Genomic DNA, 24,985 nt, shown 5'->3' with positions numbered 1-24,985 from the left:
TGAATTCTGTGATGCATAAATTCATATGATAATCATCATCACTATAAGAATTAAATATACTGTTTTCTATATGAAAAACAAAACCATCTATACTGACTATTTTTTTTTAAAAAATCGTTTAAAATTTTTAAATATCTTTTTCTGATTTTTTAATAATTTCTAGAAAAAGATTTTCTGTTAAAATTTTTATATGATTTTTTTCCATACTTTTTTTTAATTTAGATCCAAAGTTTTTTCCAACTACTAGAAAATTAATTTTATTATTGATAGTATTATATACGATACCACCTAAATTTTCTACTATATTTTTTGCTTCATGACGAGTCATACAAGATATTTTTCCTGTAAATACAAAAGATTTTCCTTCAAAAAAAGAAAATTTTTTATTTATAAAATGTTTAGAAAAATGTAATCCATATTGAATTAACATTTTAATTAAATGTTTATTTTCATAAATTGAAAAATAATGAATTATGCTTTTTGCAATTTTTTTTCCTATTCCTGAAATAGAAATTAAATGATCATAATTTGCATGTATTAAAGAATATATATCCAAAAAATTTTCTGTTAATTTTTTGGATATATATTCTCCTACATGAGGAATACCTAAGGCATATAATACTTTAGAAAAGTGATTATATTTAGATTTTTCTATATTATTTATAATACTATCTGCTAATTTTTCTTTTATTCCATCTATTTGAATAATTTTTTCTTTTTTTAATTCATATAAATTATAAATTTTGCATAAAAAACCTTTTTTGTATAGTTTTTTTATCATTTTACTTCCAATTTTTTGAATATTCATAGTTTTTTCGCTTACAAAATGTTTTATTTTTTCTATTTCTTGAGAAGAACAATTTTTATTTGTACAATAAAATAATTCGTTCTTTTTTGTTAAAAAATTATTGCATGATGGACATTTTTTTAAAAAAAGTATAGGAAATGTTTTATTAGATCTTTTTTTTATATTTATATTTATTACTTTTGGAATTATATTACCACCTTTTTCTAATAAAAGGTAATCTCCATAATGAATTCCAATTTTTTGGATAAAATTTTCATTATAAAGAGATACTCTTTTTATTTTTGTTCCAGAAATATATATAGGAACTACATTTGCTACAGGAGTAATTATTCCAGTTCTTCCTACTTGGAAGGAAAGGTTTAATAGTTTTGTTTCATATGATTTTTCCCTAAATTTATAAGCGATAGCCCATCGTGGGTATTTATTTGTGAATCCTAAAATGGATTGTTTTTTATATTCATTTACTTTAATAACTATTCCATCAATTTGGAATGGTAGTTTTTCTTTATTTAAACTATAAATATCTATAAAATGAAATACTTCTTCCATATTTTTACAAAAACGTGCTGTTTCTGGAATTTTAAACCCCCAATTTTTTATGTATTGTAGAGATTCATATTGTGTATGGAAAGGTAAATTTTCTCCTAAAACATGAAATGCAATAAAAAATAAATTTCTTTTACGAACTTCTTTAGAATTATGAAGATTTAGTGTTCCACTAGCTGTATTTCTTGGATTTGCATAAGGAGGAAGACCATTTTTTATACGTTTTTTATTTATTTCTATAAAATTTTTTAAGAAAAAAAAAATTTCTCCACGTATTTCAATATATGCAGGATAATTTTTTCCTATTAATTTTAATGGAATGTATTTTATAGTTTTTATATTTTCGGTAACATCTTCTCCTTTTTCTCCATTACCACGAGTAATTGCATTTATTAAAAAACCGTTTTTATAAATTAAATTAATAGATACTCCATCATATTTTAGTTCACACACAAAGGATAAAGTATGAATTAATTTTTTTATTTTTTTTTCCCAAATTATTAATTCTTTTTTTGAATAAGTATTTTGAAGAGAATACATTTTGTATTTATGATAAAAAACTGGATAAGATTGTTTATGAATTTCTGATCCTATTTTTAATGTTGGAGAATTTGGATCATAGAATTTAGGATATTTTTTTTCTAAAAAATATAATTCTTTTAATTTTTTATCAAAATGATAGTCAGATATATTTGAAATATTTAAATTATAATATTTATAATTAAGTTTTGATAATTCTTTTCTTAGTTTGTATATTTTTTTTTCTATTTTTTTTTGATCCATGTAATTGTTATTTTATTTATTTTCTTTTATTTTTTTCTTATTTTTTCTTATAATATACTGCACGAATCATTCTAAAAAAACCATGAAAATCTTTTTTTATTTTTATATTAAAAAATCCTATTTTTTTTAAAAATTTAATAATATCTAAATAAATAAATTGGTTTATTTCAAAATAAACATAAACAATTCCAGTCAATTTTTTTTTAATCCAAAAAGAAATTTTTTTATAAAAAATTAAAGGATCCTTATCAGGAACAAATAAAGATTGAAAAGGTTCGTATTGAATAATATTTGGATGTAATAATTTTTTTTCAGATATTCTAATATAAGGAGGATTACTAATAATTATTATAATAGAATTATTATTTATTTTTTTTTGTATAGGAATATCACTATTTAAAATATTTACTTTTTTAAATGAAATTTTTACATTATGTAATTTTGCATTTTTACGAGCTATATCAATAATTTTTTGAGAAAAATCTATTGCATAAATATGTCCAATTTTTGGTTTTTTCTTTTTTAATGTAATACTAATACATCCACTTCCTGTTCCAATATCAAATATTTGACTATTTTTCGTATTTTTATTATCTTGTAAAATCCAATATACAAGTTCTTCCGTTTCTTGTCTTGGAATAAAGACATTTTTATTAACTATAAATTCCATATCAAAAAAATATGCTTTTCCAATTACATATTGAATGGGTTTATTTTTTTTTAATTCCCATAATTTTTTGATTAATTTTTTATAAATTATAAAATGAATTTTTCCTTTTTTACTTAATTTTAATAAAATAGTTGTTTTATCACATTTAAAAATGTGGGTCATAAGTAAAAAAAAGATACTTTCTATTTCTTTAGAATTTTTATATAAATTTTGAAGATTTTTTTGAAATAAACTATAAAATTTGTCAAAAGATATCATAAATTAAAGTTTATTGAAATTATGTAAATTAAAAAAATACTTTTTTTTACAAAAAATATTTAATTTATATCATTAATTTATTATGTTAGATGATGATACAATTGTTGCTTTAGCAACTCCTCCTATTGGTTCTAGTGCTATTTCTGTTATTCGTATTTCTGGAAAAAATTCTATATCTATTGTTGAAAATATTTTTTTTTCTATTAAACCTAGAAAAAAATTACAAAATCAATTGACACATACTATTCATTTAGGGTATATTATAGAAGAAAATAATGATTTATTAGATCAAGTATTAATTTCTATTTTTAAATCTCCTTTTTCTTATACTGGAGAAAATATGATAGAAATTTCTTGTCATGGATCTTATTATATACAACAAAAAATTTTACAATTGTTAATTAGAAAAGGAATACGTTTAGCCCGTCCTGGAGAATTTACATTTCGTGCTTTTTTAAATAAAAAAATAGATTTATCACAAGCTGAAGCTATATCTGATCTTATTTTATCTGAAAATAAAGTTTATCATGATATTTCTTTACAACATATTAAAGGAAAATTATCTAATTTAATTAAGGGATTAAGAATTAAATTGTTAAATTTTGCATCTTTATTAGAACTTGAATTAGATTTTTCTGAAGAAAATATGATATTTGTGAATCGAAAAAAATTTTTTTCATTTTTACAAAAATTAGAATATACTTTAAAAGATTTAATTGAATCTTTTTCGTTAGGAAATGCTATTAAAAAAGGAATTAATGTGATTATTATTGGAGAACCTAATGTTGGAAAATCTACTTTTTTTAATCAAGTTATTCAAGAAGACCGTTCTATTATATCTCATATAGAAGGAACTACTAGAGATTGTATAGAAGGAGAAATTATTTTAAATGGAATTATTTTTCATTTTTTTGATACAGCAGGAATTAGAAAAACTATAGATCCTATAGAAATGATGGGAGTTGAAAAAACAATGAATAAAATAAAAGAATCTCAAGTTATATTATATATTTTTGATTTTTTAGAAATAAAAAAATATAAAAAAATTATTAATGATGTTCAAAAAATTCAAAAAAAATATCCATTGAAAGATATTTTTGTAATAGCAAATAAATCAGATATATCCCATTTACATAATCATAATTTTATTGAAAATATTAAATTAAAAGTTTCTTATTTTTTTGCAATTTCTGCAAAAAATCATAATGATGTTCAAAAAATATTAGATTTTTTAAGTTATTTATTTATTGAAAGATTAAAAAAACAAAAAATAGTTGTTACACAAAGTAGACATTATGAAGCTTTAAAGCTTTCATTAAAAGAGGTTTTATTAGCTTATGATGCTTTAAAAAAAGGATCTTCAGAAGATTTAGTTTCTATTTATATTAAAGAAGCATTACGTTATTTAGGAGAGATTACGGGAGAAGTAACAAGTGAAGATATATTGAATAATATTTTTTCAAAATTTTGCATTGGAAAATAATATTATAATATTTAGTAATTATGTCAAAAAATTTTGTAAGAGTTCGTTTTGCTCCTAGTCCTACAGGACCACTTCATTTAGGTGGCGTTAGAACTGCATTATATAATTATCTTTTTGCTAAAAAATATGGAGGAAAATTTATTCTTAGAATCGAAGATACTGATAAAAAAAGATTAATATCTAATTCTGAATCTTATATTATAGAAACATTAAAATGGTGTGAGATAGAACCTGATGAAGGTGTCGGATATGGAGGCCCTTATTCTCCTTATTATCAATCTAAAAGACAAAAAATTTATCATTTTTATATAAATAAATTATTAAAAAAAGGGTTCGCTTATTATGCGTTTGACACAAATATAGATCTTGATAGAAAAAGAAAAAAATATAATGATTGTGGATTAACTTTTTCTTATAATTATAAAAATAGAATGGAATTGAATAATTCTTTAACTATGAATGAAAAACAATTAGATACTAAGTTAAAATCTTGTTCTTCTTATGTTATTCGATTTAAAATACAACCTGGAGAAAAATTTAATATGTATGATATCATACGTGGAAATATCATAGCATACACCAATAATTTAGATGATAAAATATTATTAAAATCAGATGGATCAGCTACTTATCATTTAGCTAACACTATAGATGATCATTTAATGAGAATAACCCATGTTTTAAGAGGAGAAGAATGGTTACCATCTATGGCATTTCATATATTATTATATAGGTCTTTGGGGTGGATCCCTCCTCATTTTGCACATTTACCTTTAATTTTAAGAAAAGATGGAAAAGGTAAAATCAGTAAAAGGAATTTAGAAACCTTAAATTTTCCTATATTTCCTATTCAATGGAAAGTTCCAGATACTAAAATTATCATTCCAGGATATAGAGAACTAGGTTATTTTCCAGAGGCATTTGTTAATATGTTAGCTTTATTAGGATGGAATCCTGGAGGAAAAAAAGAAATTTTTTCTTTACAAGAATTAATAAATTTGTTTTCTTTAGAAAAAATAAATAAATCTGGTGTTTATTTTGATATAAAAAAAGCGAATTGGTTTAATAAAAAATATTTGAATAAAAAAAAAGAAGAAATATTTTTCTTTCTTTGTAAAGAACTTCAAAAACGTTCTATTCAATATAAAAAAAATTATTTATGGGAAATTATTCATCTAACAATTGATAGAATACATTTTATTCATGAAATATGGGAACATACTTTTTATTTTTTTATTTCTCCTATTTCTTATGAAAAGAGTTTTTTTCAAAAAATATGTAATATAAAATCTATTTCTCAATTAGAGAATGTAAAAAAATTGTTATATCATATCAATAAATTTACAGATGTAAATTATAAATACTTTTTAAATAAGGATAAAGATAAAAAAAGACATGAAATCATTCAATTATTACGTTTTTCATTAGTTGGAGTTCTCAAAGGAATTGATATTTTTATGATTTTGAAAATGCTAGGTAAAGAAAAAAGCATACAACGCATAAATAAATTAATAAATAAAATTAAAGATACAATAATTTAGAATATTTTTTTTTTGAAAAAAGAACATAAAAATATAGATTTACATTTTAGTTTAGTAAAAAGAATTTAATGCTTAAACAATATGAAAATATCATGATAATTACTCCTATATTATCTGATGATCAAGCAAAAGAAACAATTCAAGAATATGAAAATTATATTATTCAAAAAAAAGGAAAAATTGTTTATCAGGAGCATTGGGGATTAAAAAAATTAGCTTATCCTATTCATAAGAAACAAAGTGGTTGTTATCATTTATTTGAATTTTTATTTCCATCTAATTTAATAGATGATTTAGAATTAAAATTAAAACAAGATGAACGTATTTTACGTTTTTTAACTATAAAATTAAATAAATATGGAATAGAATATGCAAAAATAAGGAGAAAAAAATTATTAAAAAAAGATGAATAATTAATTATGTTATTATATGTTATTAGAGGAAACCCAGAAAAATACAAAACAAAAACAGGTAGGAGATAGTGATTTAAGATATTTATCTCCTATTAAAATAGAAACAAAAGTAGAAAAAAAATATTGTTATTTTGAAAAAAGAAATATTAAATATATAGATTATAAAGATCCTACATTTTTAATTAAATTTTTAAATGCACAAGGAAAAATTTTACCACGTCGTATTACAGGTACTTTACAAAAAAATCAAAATAAATTAAATGCATCTATTAAGAGATGTAGGCATATTGGATTATTACCTTTTGTTACAGATGATTTAAGATAAGATAAAAATGAAAATACTTTTAAAAAAAGATGTAGAAAACTTAGGTTTTCAATATGATGAGTTGGATGTAAAACCTGGTTATGCTAGAAATTATTTAATCCCTAAGGGATATGCTATTTTAGCATTACCTGGAATTATAAAAAATATTCGTGAAATTTTGACGCAAAGATCTAAAAAGGAAAGTTTTTTAATTGAAAAATCAAAAGAGATAGAAAATAAATTAAGAAAATTAACTATTAAAATACCAGTTAAAGTGGGAAAAGGAGGAAAACTTTTTGGTTCTATTAATAATCAAAAAATTATGAAAATATTAAATGAAGAAGGAATTTCTATAGATAAAAAATTTATTAGAATTCCTGGAAATAAAGTTATTAAAACAATAGGAAAACATAAAGTAAGTATCCGATTGCATCACAAACGCGAATTTTCATTAACTTTCGAAGTATTATCTTCTTCTTAAAAAATTCAATTTTAATTAAAGTAAAATGTCATATATTAAAAATAAATTTAGTACTATAATTATGATAGTAATAAACCAAGCTGATATTTTTATAATAGGTCCATTTACAAATGGTCCCATTTTTTTATAATCTCCGGTGAAACAAACTAATGGTATAATAGCAAAACTTAATTGTATTGATAAAATTATTTGACTAATTATTAATAATTCAGATGTTCCTTTTTCTCCATAAACAATAGCAGCAATCATCGCTGGAACAATAGCTATAAGTCTTGTTATTAATCTTCTTATCCAAGGTTTAAATTTTAAACTAATAAATCCTTCCATTACTATTTGTCCAGCTAAAGTTCCAGTTAATGTAGAATTTTGTCCAGATGCAAGTAGAGCTAATGCAAAAAAAACTCCAGATAATTTACCAAGTATAGGAGTTAAAAGTTTGTGTGCATCCATTATATCTTTTACATCTGTATGCCCTGTTTTGTGAAAAGTAGATGCAGATATAATTAATATAGCTGCATTAATAAAAAATGCTAAGGATAAAGATAAGGTACTATCTATGGTTGCATATTTTATCGCCATTTTTTTCCCTTCAAAAGTACGTGGATAATCTCTAGTTTGTATAATGCTTGAATGAAGGTATAAATTATGAGGCATTACTGTAGCACCTAATATTCCTATGGATATATAAAAAGAATGCGAGTTTTTAATTATTTCTATATTGGGAATAATACCTTTTAATATAGAAAAAATTTCTGGTTTAGAACTAATTATTTCAAAACTAAAACAAATTAAAATAGTAAATATTAAAGCGGCAACCACACTTTCAATATATCTAAAACCTTTATATTGAAAAAATAAAATGATAAAAACATCAATAACTGTAATTAATACACCCCATGTAATAGGAATTCCAAAAAGTAGTTTTAAGGCTAATACAGAACCAATAATTTCTGCTAAATCACAAGCAGAAATGGCTATTTCACATAAAATCCATAATATAAAATTAATAAATTTTGGATAATGATCTCTGCAAGCTTGTGCTAAATCTCTTTCACAAACAATTCCTAATTTTAAAGCTAAATGTTGTAAAATAATGGCAAAAAAATTTGATATAAAAATAACAGATAAAAGCATATAACCAAATTTAGAACCTCCAGCTATATCTGTTGCCCAATTTCCTGGATCCATATATCCTACAGCAATTAATAATCCTGGACCAGTAAAAGCAAAAAATTTTCTCCATATTCCTTTTTTTTTAGGAACATAAACGGAAGAAAAAACTTCCGAAAGGGAAGGGGTATTATTTTCATTTCTCCATCCTGTAGAATATTTTTTTTTTTGCATAATAAATAATAAGTAATAGTAGATAGTAGAACATGAAAATATAAAGTTAACTGTTTTAATCTTTTTTTGTGATTAATTCATTTTTGATTAAAATTAATGTTTATGTAATATTTTTATTTTTTTAATTCAAAGAATAAATTGCATAAAATATAATAATTCATTATATTTGTTTCAAATTTTTCCGCTTGATTGATAATGAAACTTTCGTCTTTTACAAGTAATTCAATCTTTCTTTAGTTTCATGAAAAAAATAGCTATACAAGGGGTTAAAGGATGTTTTCATCATGCAGCCGTTTCCATATATTTTGAAGGATGTAATTATAACTTAATGGAGTGTTCTTCTTTTAGAGAATTAGCTTTTTCTGTTGCAAAATCTAATGTAGATATTGGTGTAATGGCTATAGAAAATACCATAGCGGGTACAATATTAACTAATTACAGTCTTTTATCTGAATATAATTTGAAAATAGTAGGAGAAATATATGTTCCTATACAACATCATTTGATGGCTTATCCAGGACAAAATATAGGAGATATTAAAGAGATTTATTCTCATCCTATGGCTATTTTACAATGTGAATTATTTATATATGCACATCCTTCTATAAAAATATCTGAATATTCAGATACAGCTGCTGCTGCTAAATATATTTCTATATATAAAAAAAAAGGAATAGCTGCTATAGCATCTGAAAATGCTGCTAAAGAATATGGATTAGAAATCATTTCCAATAATATACAGACTATTACAAGGAATTTTACTAGATTTTTTATTATTAAAAATTGTAAAAAACAAGAAAATGATTCTTTTAATAAAGCTTCATTAAGGTTTAAAATATTACATACTACTGGTAGTTTGTCTCAAGTATTGAATATTATATCGAATCTTGGAATAAATATGACTAAAATACAATCTATTCCTATAATTCAAAGACCTTGGGAGTATTCCTTTTATGTAGATATTATATTCAATAATATAAAATCTTATGAAAAGATGAAAAAACAAATTCAAAAAATACCTTGTATTCATAAATTATCTATTATGGGAGAATATAAAAATGGTAGAATTCAATCTTAAAGACTAATGATTTTAGTAGCAAAAAAAATGCATACAGTATCGGAATACTTTTTTTCCGAAAAAATGAAGAAAATTAATAATCTGAAAAAAAAAGGCGAAAAAATCATTAATTTAGGAATTGGTAATCCAGATTTACTTCCGCCAAAAAGCGTTATTCATAAAATGAAAAAGGCGTCAGAACTTAAATATGCGAATACTTATCAAAGTTATATTGGAATAGAAAAATTACGTGATGCAATTTCTAATTGGTATAGAAAAGTATATAAAGTAAATGTAGATTCTACAAATGAGATTTTGCCATTAATGGGGTCTAAAGAAGGAATTATGCATATAAGTATGTCTTATTTAGATAAAGGTGATAAAGTATTAATACCAAATCCTGGATATCCTACTTATTCATCTGTATCTAATCTTTTAGAAGCAAAAATTATTTATTATAATCTTTGTGAAGATGAAAATTGGATTCCCAATATTCATTTTTTAGAAAAAATGAAAAATATTACGAAAGTAAAGATTATGTGGATTAATTATCCCCATATGCCTACTGGTGCAAAAATTACTTTGAATAAGTTGGAAGAAATTGTTTTTTTTGCGAAAAAAAACCGTATTTTACTCGTTCATGATAATCCTTATAGTTTTATATTGAATAATGAACGTCCTTTAAGTATTTTTAATATAAAAGAAGCTAAAGATATAGCTTTAGAATTGAATTCTTTAAGTAAAAGTTATAATATGCCAGGATGGCGTGTTGGAATGATAATAGGAAAAAAAGAATTTATTAATAATATACTAAAAGTAAAAAGTCAAATGGATTCTGGAATGTATTATCCGATACAAATTGGAGCTATAGAAGCGATGAAATATGATTTAAAATGGTTTGATAACCTTAATATAGAATATATTAAACGTAGAAAAATAATATGGAAAATATGTGATTATCTTAATTTAAGATATACAAAAGAAAGTTCTGGAATATTTGTTTGGGCAAAAATAATCGATGGGGAAAAAAATGATCATATATGGTCTGATGAATTTCTCAAAAAATATCACATATTTATTACACCTGGTAGTATTTTCGGAAAAAATGGAAAAGGATATGTCAGATTTTCTATGTGTTGTCCAGTAGAAATTTTAAAACAAGCAAAAAATAGAATTTTTTCATGAATATTGGAATTATAGGATTAGGTTTAATAGGTGGATCTATTGGTTTAGGATTGAGAAAATCAAATTTTGGAGATAAATTTATAGGAACAGACTTGAATCAAGAAAATGCTTTTTATGCTGTTAAACTTGGAATTGTAGATGAAATAATTCCTTTACAAGATCTCATTATGCAATCTTCCGTCATTATTTTATCTATACCTGTAGATGGAATAGAAAAAATACTTCCAATTTTACTTAATAAAATAAGTAATGATACAGTAATTTTAGATACTGGATCTACCAAATATGATATTTGTAATAGGGTTTTTTCTCATCCAAAAAGAAGTCGATTTGTAGCAACACATCCTATTGCAGGAATAGAAAATTCTGGACCTATTTCGGCTAATTCTGATCTTTTTTATAAAAAAAAATGTATTATTTGTGATTCTGAATTGAGTGATCCAGGAGCAATATATATTGCCAAAAAAATCTTTTCTATTATGAAAATGCGAATGATTTATATGACCTCTAAAGAACATGATTTATATATTGCTTATATATCTCATTTACCTCATGTAGTTTCCTTCGCTTTAGCTAGTACAGTTTTAAAAAAATTTAAAAATGAAAAACAAATTTTTAATAATATGATGGGAAGTGGATTAGATTCAACCACACGTTTAGCGAAAAGTAAACCTGAAACGTGGTTACCTATTTTTATTTCTAATAGAAATAATATGATTGAAGCTATAGATTTTTATATTGATCATTTAGAAATATTTCGTAATTATTTAATTAATAAAAAATTTCATAAAATAGATCAATTTATGAAAAATGCGAACAATATAAAAGATAAAAAATATGTGTAAATTAAATGTATTGTGATGGAAAAATTGAATAATAATATAGATAGATCATGGATTGATAAATTAAAAAAACCTTTAATTATATCTGGTCCTTGCAGTGCAGAAAGTGAACAACAAATATTAGAAACAGCTAATAGATTAAATTCTTCCTATGTTCAAATATTTCGGGCAGGAATATGGAAACCTAGAACAAAACCAAATAATTTTGAAGGAATTGGAAAAAAAGGACTTGAATGGCTTCATAAAGTAAAAAAAAATACGGAATTTATGATAGCTACAGAAGTAGCTAATGAAGAACACGTAAAACTTGCTATTTCTTTCGAAATAGATGTTCTTTGGATAGGTGCTAGAAGTACAGCTAGTCCTTTTACTATTCAAAAAATAGCGGATGCTTTAGAAGGAGAAAATAATAAAATTATTTTGGTGAAAAATCCAATTCATCCTGATATAGAATTATGGATAGGAGCTTTAGAACGTTTATTTAATAAAGGAATTAGAAAATTAGGAGTGATTCATCGTGGATTTTATACTTATAAAAATCCTAAATATCGTAATCAACCTAATTGGAATATTTTATTAAATTTTAGGAAAATTCTTCCTAGAATACCTATCATATGTGATCCTTCACATATTTGTGGTAATAAAGAAGGAATCTTTGATATAGCACAAAAAGCTTATCATTTTCAATATGAAGGATTGATGATAGAAACTCATTGTAATCCTGATCATGCTTGGAGTGATTCTCAACAACAAATTACTCCGGAAAAGCTTTTAAAAATGTTGAAAAAATTAACATATGTTAAAAAATGTGATCAAAAAAATAAAATAGATTTAGATTCTTTAAGAATTATAATTGATGAACTAGATGAAAATATTATTACGATTTTAGCAGAAAGAATGAATATTTCTAAAAAATTAGGATCTTTAAAAAAATCATCAGATATAGCTATTATTCAACCAAATAGATGGAAAAATATTATGGAAAAATCCATTTTTTTAGGAAAAAGTTTAGGCCTTTCTGAAGAATTTCTTGAAGGTATTTTTCAACTTTTACATCAAGAATCTATTAAAATTCAAAATAAAATTAGGTAATTTATTAAAATTTTAATAATTTTAATAGCTTAGTCACTAAAAAAATGGCTTATTTATTTACCAGCGAATCTGTTTCAGAAGGTCATCCTGATAAAATTTCAGACCAAATATCGGACTCTATATTAGATCATTTTTTAGCGTATGATCCAAATGCAAAAGTAGCTATAGAAACTTTAGTGACCACGGGACAAATTATATTATCTGGAGAAGTAAATTCTAAAATTTGGGTTAATGTTCAAAAAATATCACGTGATATACTTAGAAAAATAGGATATACTAAAAATGAATATAGATTTAATGCAGATTCTTGTGGAATTATTTCTTCTATTCAAGAACAATCTTTAGATTTATTTGATGGTATTATACAATCCAAAAAAGAATATCAAGGAGCTGGAGATCAAGGAATTGTTTTTGGTTATGCTGTGAAAGAAACGGAAAATTATATGCCTTTAACATTGGAGATATCACATTATATATTAAGGGAACTTTCTTTGATTCGAAAAGAAGGAGAAAAAATGACTTATTTACGTCCAGATGCAAAATCCCAAGTAACTTTAGAATATTCAGAAAAAAATGTTCCAATGCATGTTCACGCTATTGTTATTTCAACTCAGCATGATGAATTTGATACAAAAGAAAAAATGCAAAAGCGTATCGTTAAGGATGTTATTAATATTTTAATTCCAAGAGTAAAAAATAATACAAAATTAAAAAATATAAAAAAATTATTTACAAATAAAACAAAATATTATATTAATTCTACAGGAAAGTTTGTCATTGGAGGTCCTCATGGAGATACAGGATTAACAGGAAGAAAGATTATAGTAGATACTTATGGAGGAAGAGGATCTCATGGAGGAGGAGCTTTTTCTGGAAAAGACCCATCAAAAATGGATAGATCTGGAGCATATGCTGCTAGACATATAGCTAAAAATATTGTTGCTGCAGGAATTTCAGATGAATTATTGATACAAATTTCTTATGCTGCAGGAATTTCAGAACCAATTGGTATTTTTGTAAATACATATGGAAAATCAAAGATTGATAATGAAAAAATTGCATTTAATATAAATAAAATTTTTGATTTATGTCCTTATGCTATAGAACAAAGATTAAAATTACGTCAACCAATGTATGAAGAAACATCTGTATATGGACATATGGGAAAAACTCCAAAGAAAGTCTCTAAATCTTTTTTAGATATAGAAGGAAATAAAAAAAAACAAGAAGTAGAACTTTTTACGTGGGAAAAGTTAGATTATTTAACTATTATACAGGACATTTTTAATATAAAATTAAAAAAATAGATATTTTTATTTAATTGATTATATATGTCTTACAATTTATTGAAAGGGAAAAAAGGAATTATATTTGGAGCATTAGATGAAAATTCTATTGCTTGGAAGGTTGCAGAACGTGCTTATGAAGAAAAAGCATCTTTTGTATTAACTAATACTCCAACTTCTTTAAGAATTGGTAAAATTCATGAGTTATCTAATAAAACTAAATCTATGGTGATTCCGGCAGATGCTACTTCTATAGAAGATCTTAATATTTTATTTGAAAAAACATTAGATTTTTTTGGAGGAAAAATAGATTTTTTATTACATTCTATCGCTATGTCTATGAATATACGAAAAAAATTAACTTATACATCTATAAATTATGAATTTTTAAGAAAAGGATGGGAAATATCAGCTGTATCTTATCATAAGATAATGCAAACTGCTTGGAAAAAAAAAGCGATGAATAAGTGGGGTTCTATTGTTGCTCTAACATATATTGCTTCTCAACGAAGTTTTCCATTTTATGGAGATATGTCTGATTATAAATCTTATTTAGAAAGTATTACACGTAATTTTGGTTATTATTGGGGTATAAAGGAAAAGGTAAGAGTTAATACTGTATCACAGTCTCCTAGTATTACTAGATCCGCAAAATCCATAGAAGGGTTTCATAAATTTTTTATTTTTTCCGAAAAAATGTCTCCATTAGGAAATGCTTCTGCACAAGATTGTGCTAATTATATAATTACACTTTTTTCAGATTTAACAAGAAAAGTAACAATGCAAAATTTGTATCATGATGGAGGGTTTTCTACTACTGGAATTAGTGAATCTATACTATAATTTTATAAAATTTCTAATATGAAAAAAATTATAGCTCCATCCTTGCTTGCATCAAATTTAGCTTTTTTATATCGTGAAATAGAAATGTTAAATGAAAGTGAAGCAGATTGGTTCCATATTGATATTATGGATTCCTCTTTTGTATCTAATATTTCTTTTGGATCATTATTTACGAAATATGTAAAAAAATATGCAAATAAACCTATTGATGTTCATTTAATGATATTACAACCAGAACGATATATTGAACAATATAAAGATTGTGGAGCTGATCATTTACATATACATTATGAAGCTTGCATTCACTTAAATAAAACTATTTTTTCTATTAAAAAATATGGTATGAAGGTAGGTATAGCTGTTAATCCACATACTCCAATTTTTCTTTTAAAAGATCTTATTAAAGATATAGATTTTGTTTTATTAATGAGTGTTAATCCAGGTTCTAGTGGGCAAAAGTTTATTAGACAAACATTTCAAAAATTAGAAGATACTAAAGATTTGATCTTAAAAAAAAATTCTTCTGCTCTCATAGAAGTAGATGGAGGAATTAATTTAGAAAATGCTTCTTTATTATTTAAAAATGGAGCAGATATATTGGTATCAGGAAGTACTATTTTTTCTAATTCTAATCCTAAAAAAATTATTCGTAGAATGAAATTTTGTAATAATGATTTCTAAAGAAACTATTAAAAAAATCCTTTCTATTTCTTGCATAGAAGATATTATTGGAGATTTTGTAGAGTTAAAAAAAAGTGGATTAAATTATAGAGGACTTAGTCCATTCTCTCATGAGAGAACTCCTTCTTTTATAGTTTCACCTATAAAAAAAATATGGAAAGATTTTAGTTCTGGAAAAGGTGGTAATATTATTACTTTTCTTATGGAACATGAACATTTTACTTATGTAGAATCATTAAATTATCTTGCTAAAAAATATAATATTAAAATTGATTATATAGAAAAATTCTATAAAATTAATCATGAAAAACATGAAAAATTGTACCTGATACAGGATTATGCAAAAAAATTTTTCATAAATCAATTGTTTTTTACTAAAGAGGGACAGAAAAATGGATTCAATTATTTAATTCAAAAAAGAGGTTTTAATATGAAAATCATTCATAAATTTGAGTTAGGTTATGCCCCTCTTTCTTGGAGTTTTTTTACGAAAAAAGCCTTAGAAAAAGGATTTCAAATACGGGATTTAAAAAAATCTGGTTTTACTATTTCTAAAAAAAAATATTGTAATAATTTCTTTGATTGTTTTCGTCAACGTGTGATGTTTCCAATACATAATTTATCAGGAAGAGTGATAGGTTTTGGTGGAAGAAATATTGATTCTAGTTATTCTTCTTCATGTTATTCTACCAAATATATCAATTCATCAGAAAGTGATATTTTTCAAAAAAGTAAAATTTTATATGGATTATTCCAAGCTAAAAAAAATATCCTAAAAGAGAATCTTTGTTATTTAGTGGAAGGATATACAGATGTTCTTTCCTTACATCAATCTGGTATAAAAAATGTGGTATCTTCTTCTGGAATTTCACTTACTGTTGATCAAATACTTTTGATCAAAAAATTTACAAAAAATATAATTCTTTTTTATGATGGAGATCGTTCTGGAATTAAAGCTTCTTTAAGGGTAATTAATATGATATTGGAACAAGGAATGAATTTACGTATATTATTTATTTCTAAAGGAGAAGATCCAGATTCTATCTCTAAAAAGTATTCTATATCTCAATTAAAAGACTTTTTATCAAAAAATATTTATAATTTTGTTTCTTTTAAAAAAAAAATATATGGTAAATTTCATCAAGAGGATCCCATTAAAAAATCATTTTTTATTTTAAACATTTTGAATAGTATTTCAAAAATATCTAATATTCTTCAAAAAGAATTATACTTACAAGAAGCATCAAAAATTCTACAAATTCGACAAGAAATTCTAATTCATGAATTGGAAAAAATAAGTAAAAAAAATGGAAAAAAAATTCATAAATATCAAAATTATCAAAAATATCAAGTTTTTCAGGATAAAAAAAGTACTATTCTTATTATTGAAGAAAAATTAATTCAATTGATTTTAAATTATGGAAATAAAATAATAAAAAAAGAAAAATACAGTACAACAATTTTAGAAGAGATATTGCATGCTTTCAAATGTTGGAATTTACGTTTTTCTTTAAATAAGAATCAAGAAATTTTTCATAAAATTTGTTTACAACATAACAAAAAAGACACTTTAAAGTGGAATAAAATAGAATTTGATGATAAAGAAAATAAAAAATTTTATTCATTATCTAAATGGGATAAAAAAGGAATAAAAGTTTTTTATAACGAAGATCATATTTATCAATATGTAATAGATATATTATTAATATATAGATCTTTATATATTTCAAAATTAATAAAAAAAGAAATGATTCATTATCATATAAAAAAAAATCATGATAGAAAATTTTTTCTACAAAAAATTATATCTTTAACAAAAATAAAAAATGAACTATATAAAAAGTTACATAGATATGTGTAATTTTTTATTTTTTTCCATACAAATTTTTTTGGTAAATTCGTTCATATAAACTTTTGAAAAATGAAGACATTAATTTCAAAAAAAGCCCCTAATTTTACATCTAGTGCGGTATTAAATGGAAAAGATATTGTACAAAATTTTACTTTAGAACAATTTTTTGGTAGAAAATATATTTTACTTTTTTTCTATCCTAAAGATTTTACTTTTGTATGCCCAACAGAAATTTATGCATTTCAAGAAAAAATAAAGGATTTTGACATTAGAAATGTACAAATTATTGCTGTATCTACAGATACAGAACAATCTCATTGGGCTTGGTTACAGATTCCAAAAGAAAAAGGTGGAATATATGGTGTAACTTACCCTATTGTTTCTGATAGTAATAAAACTATATCTTATAATTATGGAGTTTTATCTGGAGATTGGATTTGTAATCAAAATGAAGGATTAAAGGCTACGGGAGAACTTATTGCTTACAGAGGATTATTTTTAATAGATAAAGAAGGTATTATACGACATATTTTAATTAATGATTTTCCTTTAGGTAGAAATGTACATGAAGCTATTCGTATGATAGATTCTATTCAACATTATGAAATAAGTGGAGAAGTTTGTCCTGCAAATTGGAATAAAGGAAAAAAATCTATGAAAGCTAGTAATAGTGGAATTATAGATTATTTTTCATCTTAACAAATTATCAAAAAGTGGATCAGATTGAATATTCATATTAAATATTATCTATCTGATCCTAAAATAATAGGATATAATTAGGATATAATATAAATGGTAAAAAAAAAAGTAGCATTTTATACAATTGGTTGTAAATTAAATTATGCAGAGACCTCTACTATAGCAAGAAAATTTTCTAATTTATATTATCAACATGTTTCTTTCAAAAATTATGCAGATATTTATATAATTAATAGTTGTTCTGTTACAAAAAATGCAGAATTAGAGTTTAATCGCATTGTACGTTCTGCTATAAATCAAAATTCACAAGCTTTTATTATAGCAATAGGATGTTATGCTCAATTGAATTATAAAAAAGTTTCTTCTATCGTCGGAGTAGATTTAGTTTTAAGTTATAATGAAAAATTTAAAATAATAGATTATATTAATATAAAATATTTAAAAAAATCTTATCCAAAAATTCTTTCCAAGATAAAGACAAATAATACTTATTTTCCATCGTTCTCTATCGGAAATAGAACTCGTTCTTTTTTAAAAATACAGGATGGATGTGATTATAAATGTAGTTATTGCATTATTCCTATGGCAAGAGGAGCCTCTCGTTCTGATAGTATAGAAAATATATTAAAAAATATTAAGTTTATTTTTAGTAACGGTGTGAAAGAAATAGTTTTAACAGGTATTAATATTGGGGATTATGGTAAAATACATGGAACAAATCGTCGTTTGTATACATTTTTTGATTTAATACAAGCTATAGATAAAATACCAGAAAAAGGTAGAATACGTTTATCTTCTATAGAACCTAATTTATTAAAAAATGAATATATTGAATTTTTTTCTAATAGTAAACATTTCGTTCCTCATTTTCATATTCCTTTACAATCTGGTAGCAACGATATTTTGGGAAAAATGCATAGACGTTATAAACGAGAAATTTATCAAGAAAAAGTAAAAAAAATACGAAGTTTCATACCAGATGCTTATATAGGTTCAGATGTTATTGTTGGTTTTCCTGGAGAAACACATAAACATTTTTTGGAAACTTATCATTTTTTGAAAAAATTAGAAATTTCATCTTTACACATATTTACCTATTCTCCTAGAGAGAATACAAAATCTATTTTGATACAGGAACATGTATCTAAAAAAATACAATGTCAACGTAATAAAATTTTGAGAAATCTTTCGAATAAAAAATATCGTTTTTTTTGCAACAGGCAAATTAACACAAAAAAAACTGTTTTATTTGAAAAAAATTCTAAAAATAAAAAATATATATATGGATATACAGAAAATTATATTAGAATTAAGATTCCATTGAATTCATATAATTTATTTTATATTAATACATTACAAGATGTAATTATAAAAAAAATAGATAAAGATGGAATTATGATAGCAGAACCTATAAAATAAATTATTCATATACTATGAGCTTATGAGCTATTTTTTCATAGAAATGAATTTTACTTCAAAAATTTCTTGAAAAGATTTTTTTACCATATTTTTTACTTCTTGAAAAGATATATCATTTTTTTTTAATTCTTTTTTTAAAGAAGTTACTTCTTGATTATAAATTCCACAAGGAATAATATAATCAAAATACCGTAAATCTGTATTTATATTTAAAGAAAATCCGTGCATAGTAACCCAACGACTCATTCTAATTCCTATCGCACATATTTTTCTCGATTTTCCATTTTTATTATGAAACCATACTCCTGTATTTCCTTTTTTTCGTTCTCCTTTCATTTTATAATTTTTCCACAAAAAATGGATAATAACTTCTTCTAAAAGACGAAGATATTTATGTATATCCGTAAAAAAATAATCCATATTTAAAATAGGATATCCTATCAATTGTCCAGGTCCATGGTAAGTTATATCTCCTCCTCGGTCTGTTTGATAAAAAGTTGCATTTATTTTTTTTAAAAAATCTGATGTAACCAACAAATGATTATCTTTTTTTCCATTTTTACCTATAGTATATACATGATGGTGTTCTACAAATAGAAAATATCCGGCTTTTTTAGAAAAAATATTATTTACTTTTTTTTGAATAATATCATTAAATAATTTTTTCTGATATTTCCAAGTTTCTTTATATTCTTTTTTTCCTAAATCTTCGAAAAAAAGTATTTTTTTTGTCATAGTTTATTCTTTTTAAGAAAAGGAATATAATGTAAAAAAAAACAAATATACCTTCATTTTATTCATTTTTGGTATTTTTGATACATACATAAATGAATATATGCCATCAGAACAACAAATAATACGTATACAAAAACTAGATAAACTTAAATTATTAGGAATAAATCCTTATCCATCAGATGAATATAATGTTACTAGTCCTATTTATAATATAAAAAAAAATTTTATTGAAAAAAAAGTTATTAGTATTGCCGGACGTTTAATGCGTTTTCGATTTTTAGGAAAAGCTTCATTTGGAGAAATAAAAGATCATACGGATTGTATACAAGTATATTTTTCTAAAAATCATTTATCATCAGATAAAATGGGAAAAGAGGATACTTATAATATTTTTTTAAAGAAACTTATAGATATAGGAGATATTATTGGAATAAAAGGTTTTTTATTTAAAACAAAAATGAATGAAATTACTATATATGCTCATAAATTAACTTTATTAGCAAAATCTATACGACCACTACCACAAGTAAAAGTGGATAAAAAAAATAAAAAAATATATGATTCTTTTTCTAATACAGAGCAACGTTATCGTATGCGTTATGTAGATCTTATAGTAAATGATCATGTGAAAGAAATTTTTTTAAAAAGAACTCGTATCATACAAAAAATAAGGAATTACCTTGATAAAAAAGGTTATATAGAAGTAGATACTCCTATTTTACAATCTATTCCTGGAGGAGCTATAGCTCGACCTTTTGAAACTTATCACAATACATTAGGTATTCCATTATATTTACGTATAGCTAATGAACTTTATTTAAAAAGACTTATAATTGGTGGATTTCACGGTGTTTATGAATTTTCTAGAAATTTTAGAAATGAGGGAATGGATCGTATTCATAATCCAGAATTTACTGTATTAGAGCTTTATATTGCTTATAAAGACTATTATTGGATGATGAATTTTACAGAAAAATTAATGAAGTCTATATGGTATATATTTCAAAAAAAAGAAAATAATCATATTAATTTTCATACTCCTTTTCCTCGTATTCCTATATTAGATTCTATTAAAAAATATACAGGATTTAATTTAGAAAATATGGAAGAAAATGAATTAAGAAAAGTATGTAAAAAATTGTATATAGAAGAAAATGTAAAAATGAGTAAAGCTAAACTTATTGAGAATATTTTTGAAGAAAAATGCGAAAAAAATTACATTAATCCTACTTTTATTATTGATTATCCAATAGAAATGAGTCCTTTAACGAAAAAACATCGTCATAAAAAAAATTTATCAGAACGTTTTGAACTTATTATTAATGGACAAGAAATAGCTAATGCTTATTCAGAACTGAATGATCCTATAGATCAACTTAATCGTTTACGGAAACAAATGGAGTTATCTGAAAAAAATCAAAAAGATGAATCAATGTTAATTGATAAAGATTTTATACGTGCTTTAGAGTTTGGAATGCCTCCTACTGCAGGAATTGGAATTGGAATAGATCGTTTAATAATGTTACTAACTCAAAAATATTCTATTCAAGAAGTTTTATTATTTCCACAAATGCGTCCCGAAAAAAGAGGAAAAAAATAAATTATTTATTGATTGATTATATTAATCCTAATACTTTTAATCCATTTATTGTAGCAATTTCTACTAAATGATCTATATCATAATAATGACATGCTTCTAACATAACACGTAATTCTATCCATAGATTTCCATCGGAAAAAGGTTTGTATATATCACAAATATTATCTGTTCCAAAAGCTACGATAATTCCTTCAGGAACCATTTCATCCACTGGAGTAATAGAATTATGGCTAGGAGTCAATTTTTCACTTCTTGTATGATCAATCCAAGCAATAGGACAAGAAATAACCATTAAATCTGCTTTTTTCATCAATTTATATGTTTCATAACGATATTCTCTATAATGAGCAGCTAAAGAAATACTATGTATGGCTACGACCTTTCCTTGCATTCCATGTTCAATCGTTTTTTTTGCTAATTTTTCGGTTTCTTTTTCTTTACTAGTATTAAATTGATCAACATGTACATGTACGATTTTTCCTTTTTTTTTAGCTGTTTTTAATAAAATATCTATATGTTCATCTTCTCTTCCATAATCTTTAGCAGGTAATCCTCCAATAATATCCACAAATTCTATTGATTTATCGAACCAATATTTTGATTCATTATTCAACACTCCTTTTAAAACTTGATTTGCAAAACGAATATGAATGTAATTTTCATAATTATTTTTCAATTTTTTAGCTGCTTTTAAAGAACGATCTTCAATAATTTCATCCACATCAATAAATGTGCACAAAGCTTGTGTTCCTTGTATTAAAAAATATTCTAATGCTTTTTCCATACGTACATAAATATCATCTACTGTCGCTAAACGTTTCATTTCATCTACCAGATACCATTTTTTTTTAATAGAAAAATAAGAATATTTGAAATTTTTTTTTGTTAAAGTATAAGCTCTATCTAAGTGAGCATGAGCATTAACCCATCCTCCTTTTTTTTTTATTTTTTCTATAAAAATTTTTTTAGGATTCATTATTAATTATTTTTTCTAAATATTAGAAATCCAAATTACTTTTTTAGTCATAAAAAATGGTTCATGAAAATAATGATTTAAAGGATATTCTATTGCATGAGGAAATTTTTTTAATTCTTCATCAAGATTTCCTCCTTTTAGATATAAAGCTCCATTTTTAATTTTTGAATTAGATTTGTATTTAAATTTATTTTTTATCCAATTATGTATAATATCAATTTTATTGACACCTCTAGTAACCACAAAATCAAATTTATTTTCTAATTTTTCTGCACGTATACAAATAGTATATGTATTTTTTAGATGTAGATTATATATAATTTTTTCTATAATTTTAATTTTTTTTTGAATAGAATCCACTAATATAAATTCTGTATTAGGAAAAATTATGGATAAAGGAATTCCAGGAAATCCTCCACCTGTACCTAAATCCATAACATATGATCCCGGAAAAAAAGAAAATACTTTAGCTATTCCTAAAGAAAAAAGAACATGTTGTTGATAAAAATTGTAAAATGTATTTCTAGAAATTAGATTAACATGTGTATTCCAATATGCATATAAATTTTTTAAAATAGACAATTTATATATTTGTTGATTCAATAAATTTGGAAAATATTTTTTAATTAATTCCATATTATCATTATTATCATTATTTAAATTCAAATTTATTTAGATTTGTAATCATTTCAAATTTTAATATTAATAAAATAATATCTATGGAAAATAGATTGTCTGATCGTTTGCAGAATATATCTTATTCGCAAACAATAGCTATGTCATCTAAAGCAAGAGAATTAAAAAATAAAGGATATGACGTTATAAATCTAAGTTTAGGAGAACCAGATTTTTTACCTCCTAATTTTATTTTAGATGCTGCTAAAAAAGCAATAGATGAAGGTTATCATTATTATACACCTGTATCCGGATATTTAGAACTTAGAAAAGTTATATGCAAAAAATTATATCGTGATAATCATTTAAAATATGAACCTTATCAAATTGTAGTTTCTACTGGAGCAAAACAAGCTATAATGAATGTTCTTTTATCTTTATTGAATCCAAATGATGAAGTTATTATTCCCGCTCCTTATTGGGTTAGTTATTTACAGATGGTAAAATTTTGTGAATCTTCTCCTATCGTAATACCAACAACTATGAAAAATGATTTTAAGATTCATCCATATCAATTAGAAAAAGCAATAACGTCTAAAACTAAATTATTTATTTTCAGTACTCCTTGTAATCCTACAGGAAGTGTTTATTCTTATCAAGAATTAAGAAATTTAGCAGATATTTTTAAAAAATATCCAAAAATTATGATTCTTTCTGATGAAATTTATGAACATATTTGTTATTCTAAAAAACATACTAGTATTGCTATATTTCCTGATATTCATAATCAAGTTATCACAGTAAATGGATTATCTAAATCTTTTTCCATGACTGGATGGAGAATTGGATATATTGGAGCTCCAGAATGGATCGCTAAATCTTGTGATAAGATACAGGGACAAATGACTTCTTGTGCAAATTCTATTGCACAAAGAGCCGCTATAATAGCATTAAAAGAAGATCCTAATCAAATAGAATATATGATAAAAGAGTTTAAAAAAAGGAGAAATCTAGTTTTAGATATGATCAAAGAAATTGATGGTGTACAATTTAATAAACCAAATGGAGCTTTTTATATTTTTCCAAAAGTATCCTATTTTTTTGGAAAAGAATTATATGGTAAAATTATTAAAAATGCAGATGATTTTTCTGAATTTTTACTTGATAAAGCTCAAGTAGCTACTGTAAGTGGAAGTGCTTTTGGTGATAATGAATGTTTACGTATTTCTTACGCTTCTTCAGAAGAAAAAATTATAGAAGCCTTCACAAGAATTAAAAAAGTATTAATTTAATAAATTATATTATATATATATAGAATAAAGGTATAAATATAAAATAAATAGGTAGGTAAGGGTAAGGGTAGGGTGGACGACCGGATTCGAACCGGCGACCCTCAGAACCACAATCTGATGCTCTAACCAACTGAGCTACGTCCACCATATATCATAATAATATCATAATATATATAAATA

The 24,985-nt window shown here is 23.8% G+C and carries 23 protein-coding genes and 1 tRNA gene; 17 read left to right on the top strand and 7 right to left on the bottom strand.

The annotated features are described in order from the left end of the window. Positions 1-127 precede the first annotated feature (127 nt). Positions 128-2,137: an NAD-dependent DNA ligase LigA gene (gene ligA, locus H0H41_RS01525; protein WP_185871966.1), complete on the bottom strand. Its 2,010-nt coding sequence runs from the start codon at positions 2,135-2,137 to the stop codon at positions 128-130. Positions 2,138-2,174: 37 nt separating this feature from the next. Continuing rightward, positions 2,175-3,065 carry a N5-glutamine methyltransferase family protein gene (locus H0H41_RS01520; protein ID WP_185871965.1) on the bottom strand — a complete coding sequence of 297 codons (891 nt, stop codon included), beginning with the start codon at positions 3,063-3,065 and terminating at the stop codon, positions 2,175-2,177. Between the two features lie 82 nt (positions 3,066-3,147). Between H0H41_RS01520 and mnmE the strand changes: the two genes are divergently transcribed. The 5 genes from mnmE (at position 3,148) to rplI (ending at position 7,287) form a co-directional block, all read left to right on the top strand. Then, positions 3,148-4,548: a tRNA uridine-5-carboxymethylaminomethyl(34) synthesis GTPase MnmE gene (gene mnmE, locus H0H41_RS01515; RefSeq protein WP_185871964.1), complete on the top strand. Its 1,401-nt coding sequence runs from the start codon at positions 3,148-3,150 to the stop codon at positions 4,546-4,548. A 20-nt stretch (positions 4,549-4,568) separates the two neighbouring features. Beyond that, a complete protein-coding gene (gene gltX, locus H0H41_RS01510) occupies positions 4,569-6,089 on the top strand; it encodes a glutamate--tRNA ligase (protein ID WP_185871963.1) in 1,521 nt (506 codons plus the stop codon). A 68-nt stretch (positions 6,090-6,157) separates the two neighbouring features. Continuing rightward, the gene (gene rpsF, locus H0H41_RS01505; RefSeq protein ID WP_185871962.1) at positions 6,158-6,502 is read left to right on the top strand and encodes a 30S ribosomal protein S6; all 345 of its coding nucleotides are present in this window, start codon (positions 6,158-6,160) and stop codon (positions 6,500-6,502) included. Positions 6,503-6,518: 16 nt separating this feature from the next. Next, complete coding sequence (gene rpsR / locus H0H41_RS01500) at positions 6,519-6,827, top strand: 30S ribosomal protein S18 (protein WP_185872477.1); 309 nt, start codon at positions 6,519-6,521, stop codon at positions 6,825-6,827. Between the two features lie 7 nt (positions 6,828-6,834). Beyond that, the gene (rplI, locus tag H0H41_RS01495; RefSeq protein ID WP_185872476.1) at positions 6,835-7,287 is read left to right on the top strand and encodes a 50S ribosomal protein L9; all 453 of its coding nucleotides are present in this window, start codon (positions 6,835-6,837) and stop codon (positions 7,285-7,287) included. Between the two features lie 15 nt (positions 7,288-7,302). On the opposite strand, the gene H0H41_RS01490 is transcribed toward rplI, so the two are convergent. Then, the gene (locus H0H41_RS01490) at positions 7,303-8,631 is read right to left on the bottom strand and encodes an Nramp family divalent metal transporter (protein WP_185872475.1); all 1,329 of its coding nucleotides are present in this window, start codon (positions 8,629-8,631) and stop codon (positions 7,303-7,305) included. Positions 8,632-8,872: 241 nt separating this feature from the next. Here H0H41_RS01490 and H0H41_RS01485 point away from each other — a divergent pair, with 241 nt between their 5' ends. The 10 genes from H0H41_RS01485 (at position 8,873) to mtaB (ending at position 19,587) form a co-directional block, all read left to right on the top strand. Continuing rightward, positions 8,873-9,709 (top strand): prephenate dehydratase, encoded by an 837-nt coding sequence (locus tag H0H41_RS01485; RefSeq protein WP_185872474.1) that lies wholly within the window; start codon positions 8,873-8,875, stop codon positions 9,707-9,709. A 6-nt stretch (positions 9,710-9,715) separates the two neighbouring features. Further along, positions 9,716-10,873, top strand: coding sequence for a pyridoxal phosphate-dependent aminotransferase (locus H0H41_RS01480; protein WP_185872473.1), 1,158 nt, complete (start codon positions 9,716-9,718; stop codon positions 10,871-10,873). Next, on the top strand, positions 10,870-11,718 hold the full coding sequence (locus tag H0H41_RS01475; RefSeq protein ID WP_185872472.1) for a prephenate dehydrogenase: 849 nt from the start codon (positions 10,870-10,872) through the stop codon (positions 11,716-11,718). The genes H0H41_RS01480 and H0H41_RS01475 overlap by 4 nt, the downstream gene beginning before the upstream one ends. Before the next feature lie 15 nt (positions 11,719-11,733). Beyond that, a complete protein-coding gene (locus tag H0H41_RS01470) occupies positions 11,734-12,807 on the top strand; it encodes a bifunctional 3-deoxy-7-phosphoheptulonate synthase/chorismate mutase type II (RefSeq protein ID WP_185872471.1) in 1,074 nt (357 codons plus the stop codon). Between the two features lie 44 nt (positions 12,808-12,851). Then, positions 12,852-14,114, top strand: a complete 1,263-nt coding sequence (gene metK, locus H0H41_RS01465) for a methionine adenosyltransferase (RefSeq protein ID WP_185872470.1) — start codon at positions 12,852-12,854, stop codon at positions 14,112-14,114. A gap of 24 nt (positions 14,115-14,138) precedes the next feature. Further along, positions 14,139-14,936, top strand: coding sequence for an enoyl-ACP reductase FabI (locus H0H41_RS01460; protein WP_185872469.1), 798 nt, complete (start codon positions 14,139-14,141; stop codon positions 14,934-14,936). Positions 14,937-14,954: 18 nt separating this feature from the next. Then, positions 14,955-15,617 (top strand): ribulose-phosphate 3-epimerase, encoded by a 663-nt coding sequence (gene rpe / locus H0H41_RS01455; protein WP_185872468.1) that lies wholly within the window; start codon positions 14,955-14,957, stop codon positions 15,615-15,617. Beyond that, on the top strand, positions 15,607-17,478 hold the full coding sequence (gene dnaG, locus H0H41_RS01450) for a DNA primase (RefSeq protein WP_185872467.1): 1,872 nt from the start codon (positions 15,607-15,609) through the stop codon (positions 17,476-17,478). The genes rpe and dnaG overlap by 11 nt, the downstream gene beginning before the upstream one ends. 60 nt (positions 17,479-17,538) lie before the next feature. After that, positions 17,539-18,168: a peroxiredoxin gene (locus H0H41_RS01445; RefSeq protein ID WP_185872466.1), complete on the top strand. Its 630-nt coding sequence runs from the start codon at positions 17,539-17,541 to the stop codon at positions 18,166-18,168. Positions 18,169-18,261: 93 nt separating this feature from the next. Further along, on the top strand, positions 18,262-19,587 hold the full coding sequence (gene mtaB / locus H0H41_RS01440; protein WP_185872465.1) for a tRNA (N(6)-L-threonylcarbamoyladenosine(37)-C(2))-methylthiotransferase MtaB: 1,326 nt from the start codon (positions 18,262-18,264) through the stop codon (positions 19,585-19,587). Between the two features lie 27 nt (positions 19,588-19,614). Here the strand turns inward: mtaB and lipB are convergent, their stop codons facing one another. Then, complete coding sequence (gene lipB, locus H0H41_RS01435; protein ID WP_185872464.1) at positions 19,615-20,322, bottom strand: lipoyl(octanoyl) transferase LipB; 708 nt, start codon at positions 20,320-20,322, stop codon at positions 19,615-19,617. Between the two features lie 100 nt (positions 20,323-20,422). Here lipB and lysS point away from each other — a divergent pair, with 100 nt between their 5' ends. Beyond that, positions 20,423-21,922, top strand: coding sequence for a lysine--tRNA ligase (gene lysS / locus H0H41_RS01430; protein ID WP_185872463.1), 1,500 nt, complete (start codon positions 20,423-20,425; stop codon positions 21,920-21,922). A gap of 16 nt (positions 21,923-21,938) precedes the next feature. On the opposite strand, the gene H0H41_RS01425 is transcribed toward lysS, so the two are convergent. Further along, on the bottom strand, positions 21,939-22,898 hold the full coding sequence (locus H0H41_RS01425) for an amidohydrolase family protein (protein ID WP_185872462.1): 960 nt from the start codon (positions 22,896-22,898) through the stop codon (positions 21,939-21,941). A gap of 15 nt (positions 22,899-22,913) precedes the next feature. Next, on the bottom strand, positions 22,914-23,564 hold the full coding sequence (rsmG, locus tag H0H41_RS01420) for a 16S rRNA (guanine(527)-N(7))-methyltransferase RsmG (RefSeq protein ID WP_223843739.1): 651 nt from the start codon (positions 23,562-23,564) through the stop codon (positions 22,914-22,916). Positions 23,565-23,617: 53 nt separating this feature from the next. Between rsmG and H0H41_RS01415 the strand changes: the two genes are divergently transcribed. Further along, complete coding sequence (locus tag H0H41_RS01415; RefSeq protein ID WP_185872461.1) at positions 23,618-24,805, top strand: pyridoxal phosphate-dependent aminotransferase; 1,188 nt, start codon at positions 23,618-23,620, stop codon at positions 24,803-24,805. Positions 24,806-24,876: 71 nt separating this feature from the next. Here H0H41_RS01415 and H0H41_RS01410 read toward each other — a convergent pair. Then, positions 24,877-24,950: transfer RNA gene (locus tag H0H41_RS01410), tRNA-His, on the bottom strand. Between the last annotated feature and the right edge of the window lie 35 nt (positions 24,951-24,985).

Origin of the sequence: Blattabacterium cuenoti (assembly GCF_014252255.1) — a bacterium.
GTDB lineage: Bacteria > Bacteroidota > Bacteroidia > Flavobacteriales > Blattabacteriaceae > Blattabacterium > Blattabacterium cuenoti_J.
Note: the sequence above shows the minus strand (reverse complement) of the source record. Positions and strands in the feature narration are given on the sequence as shown.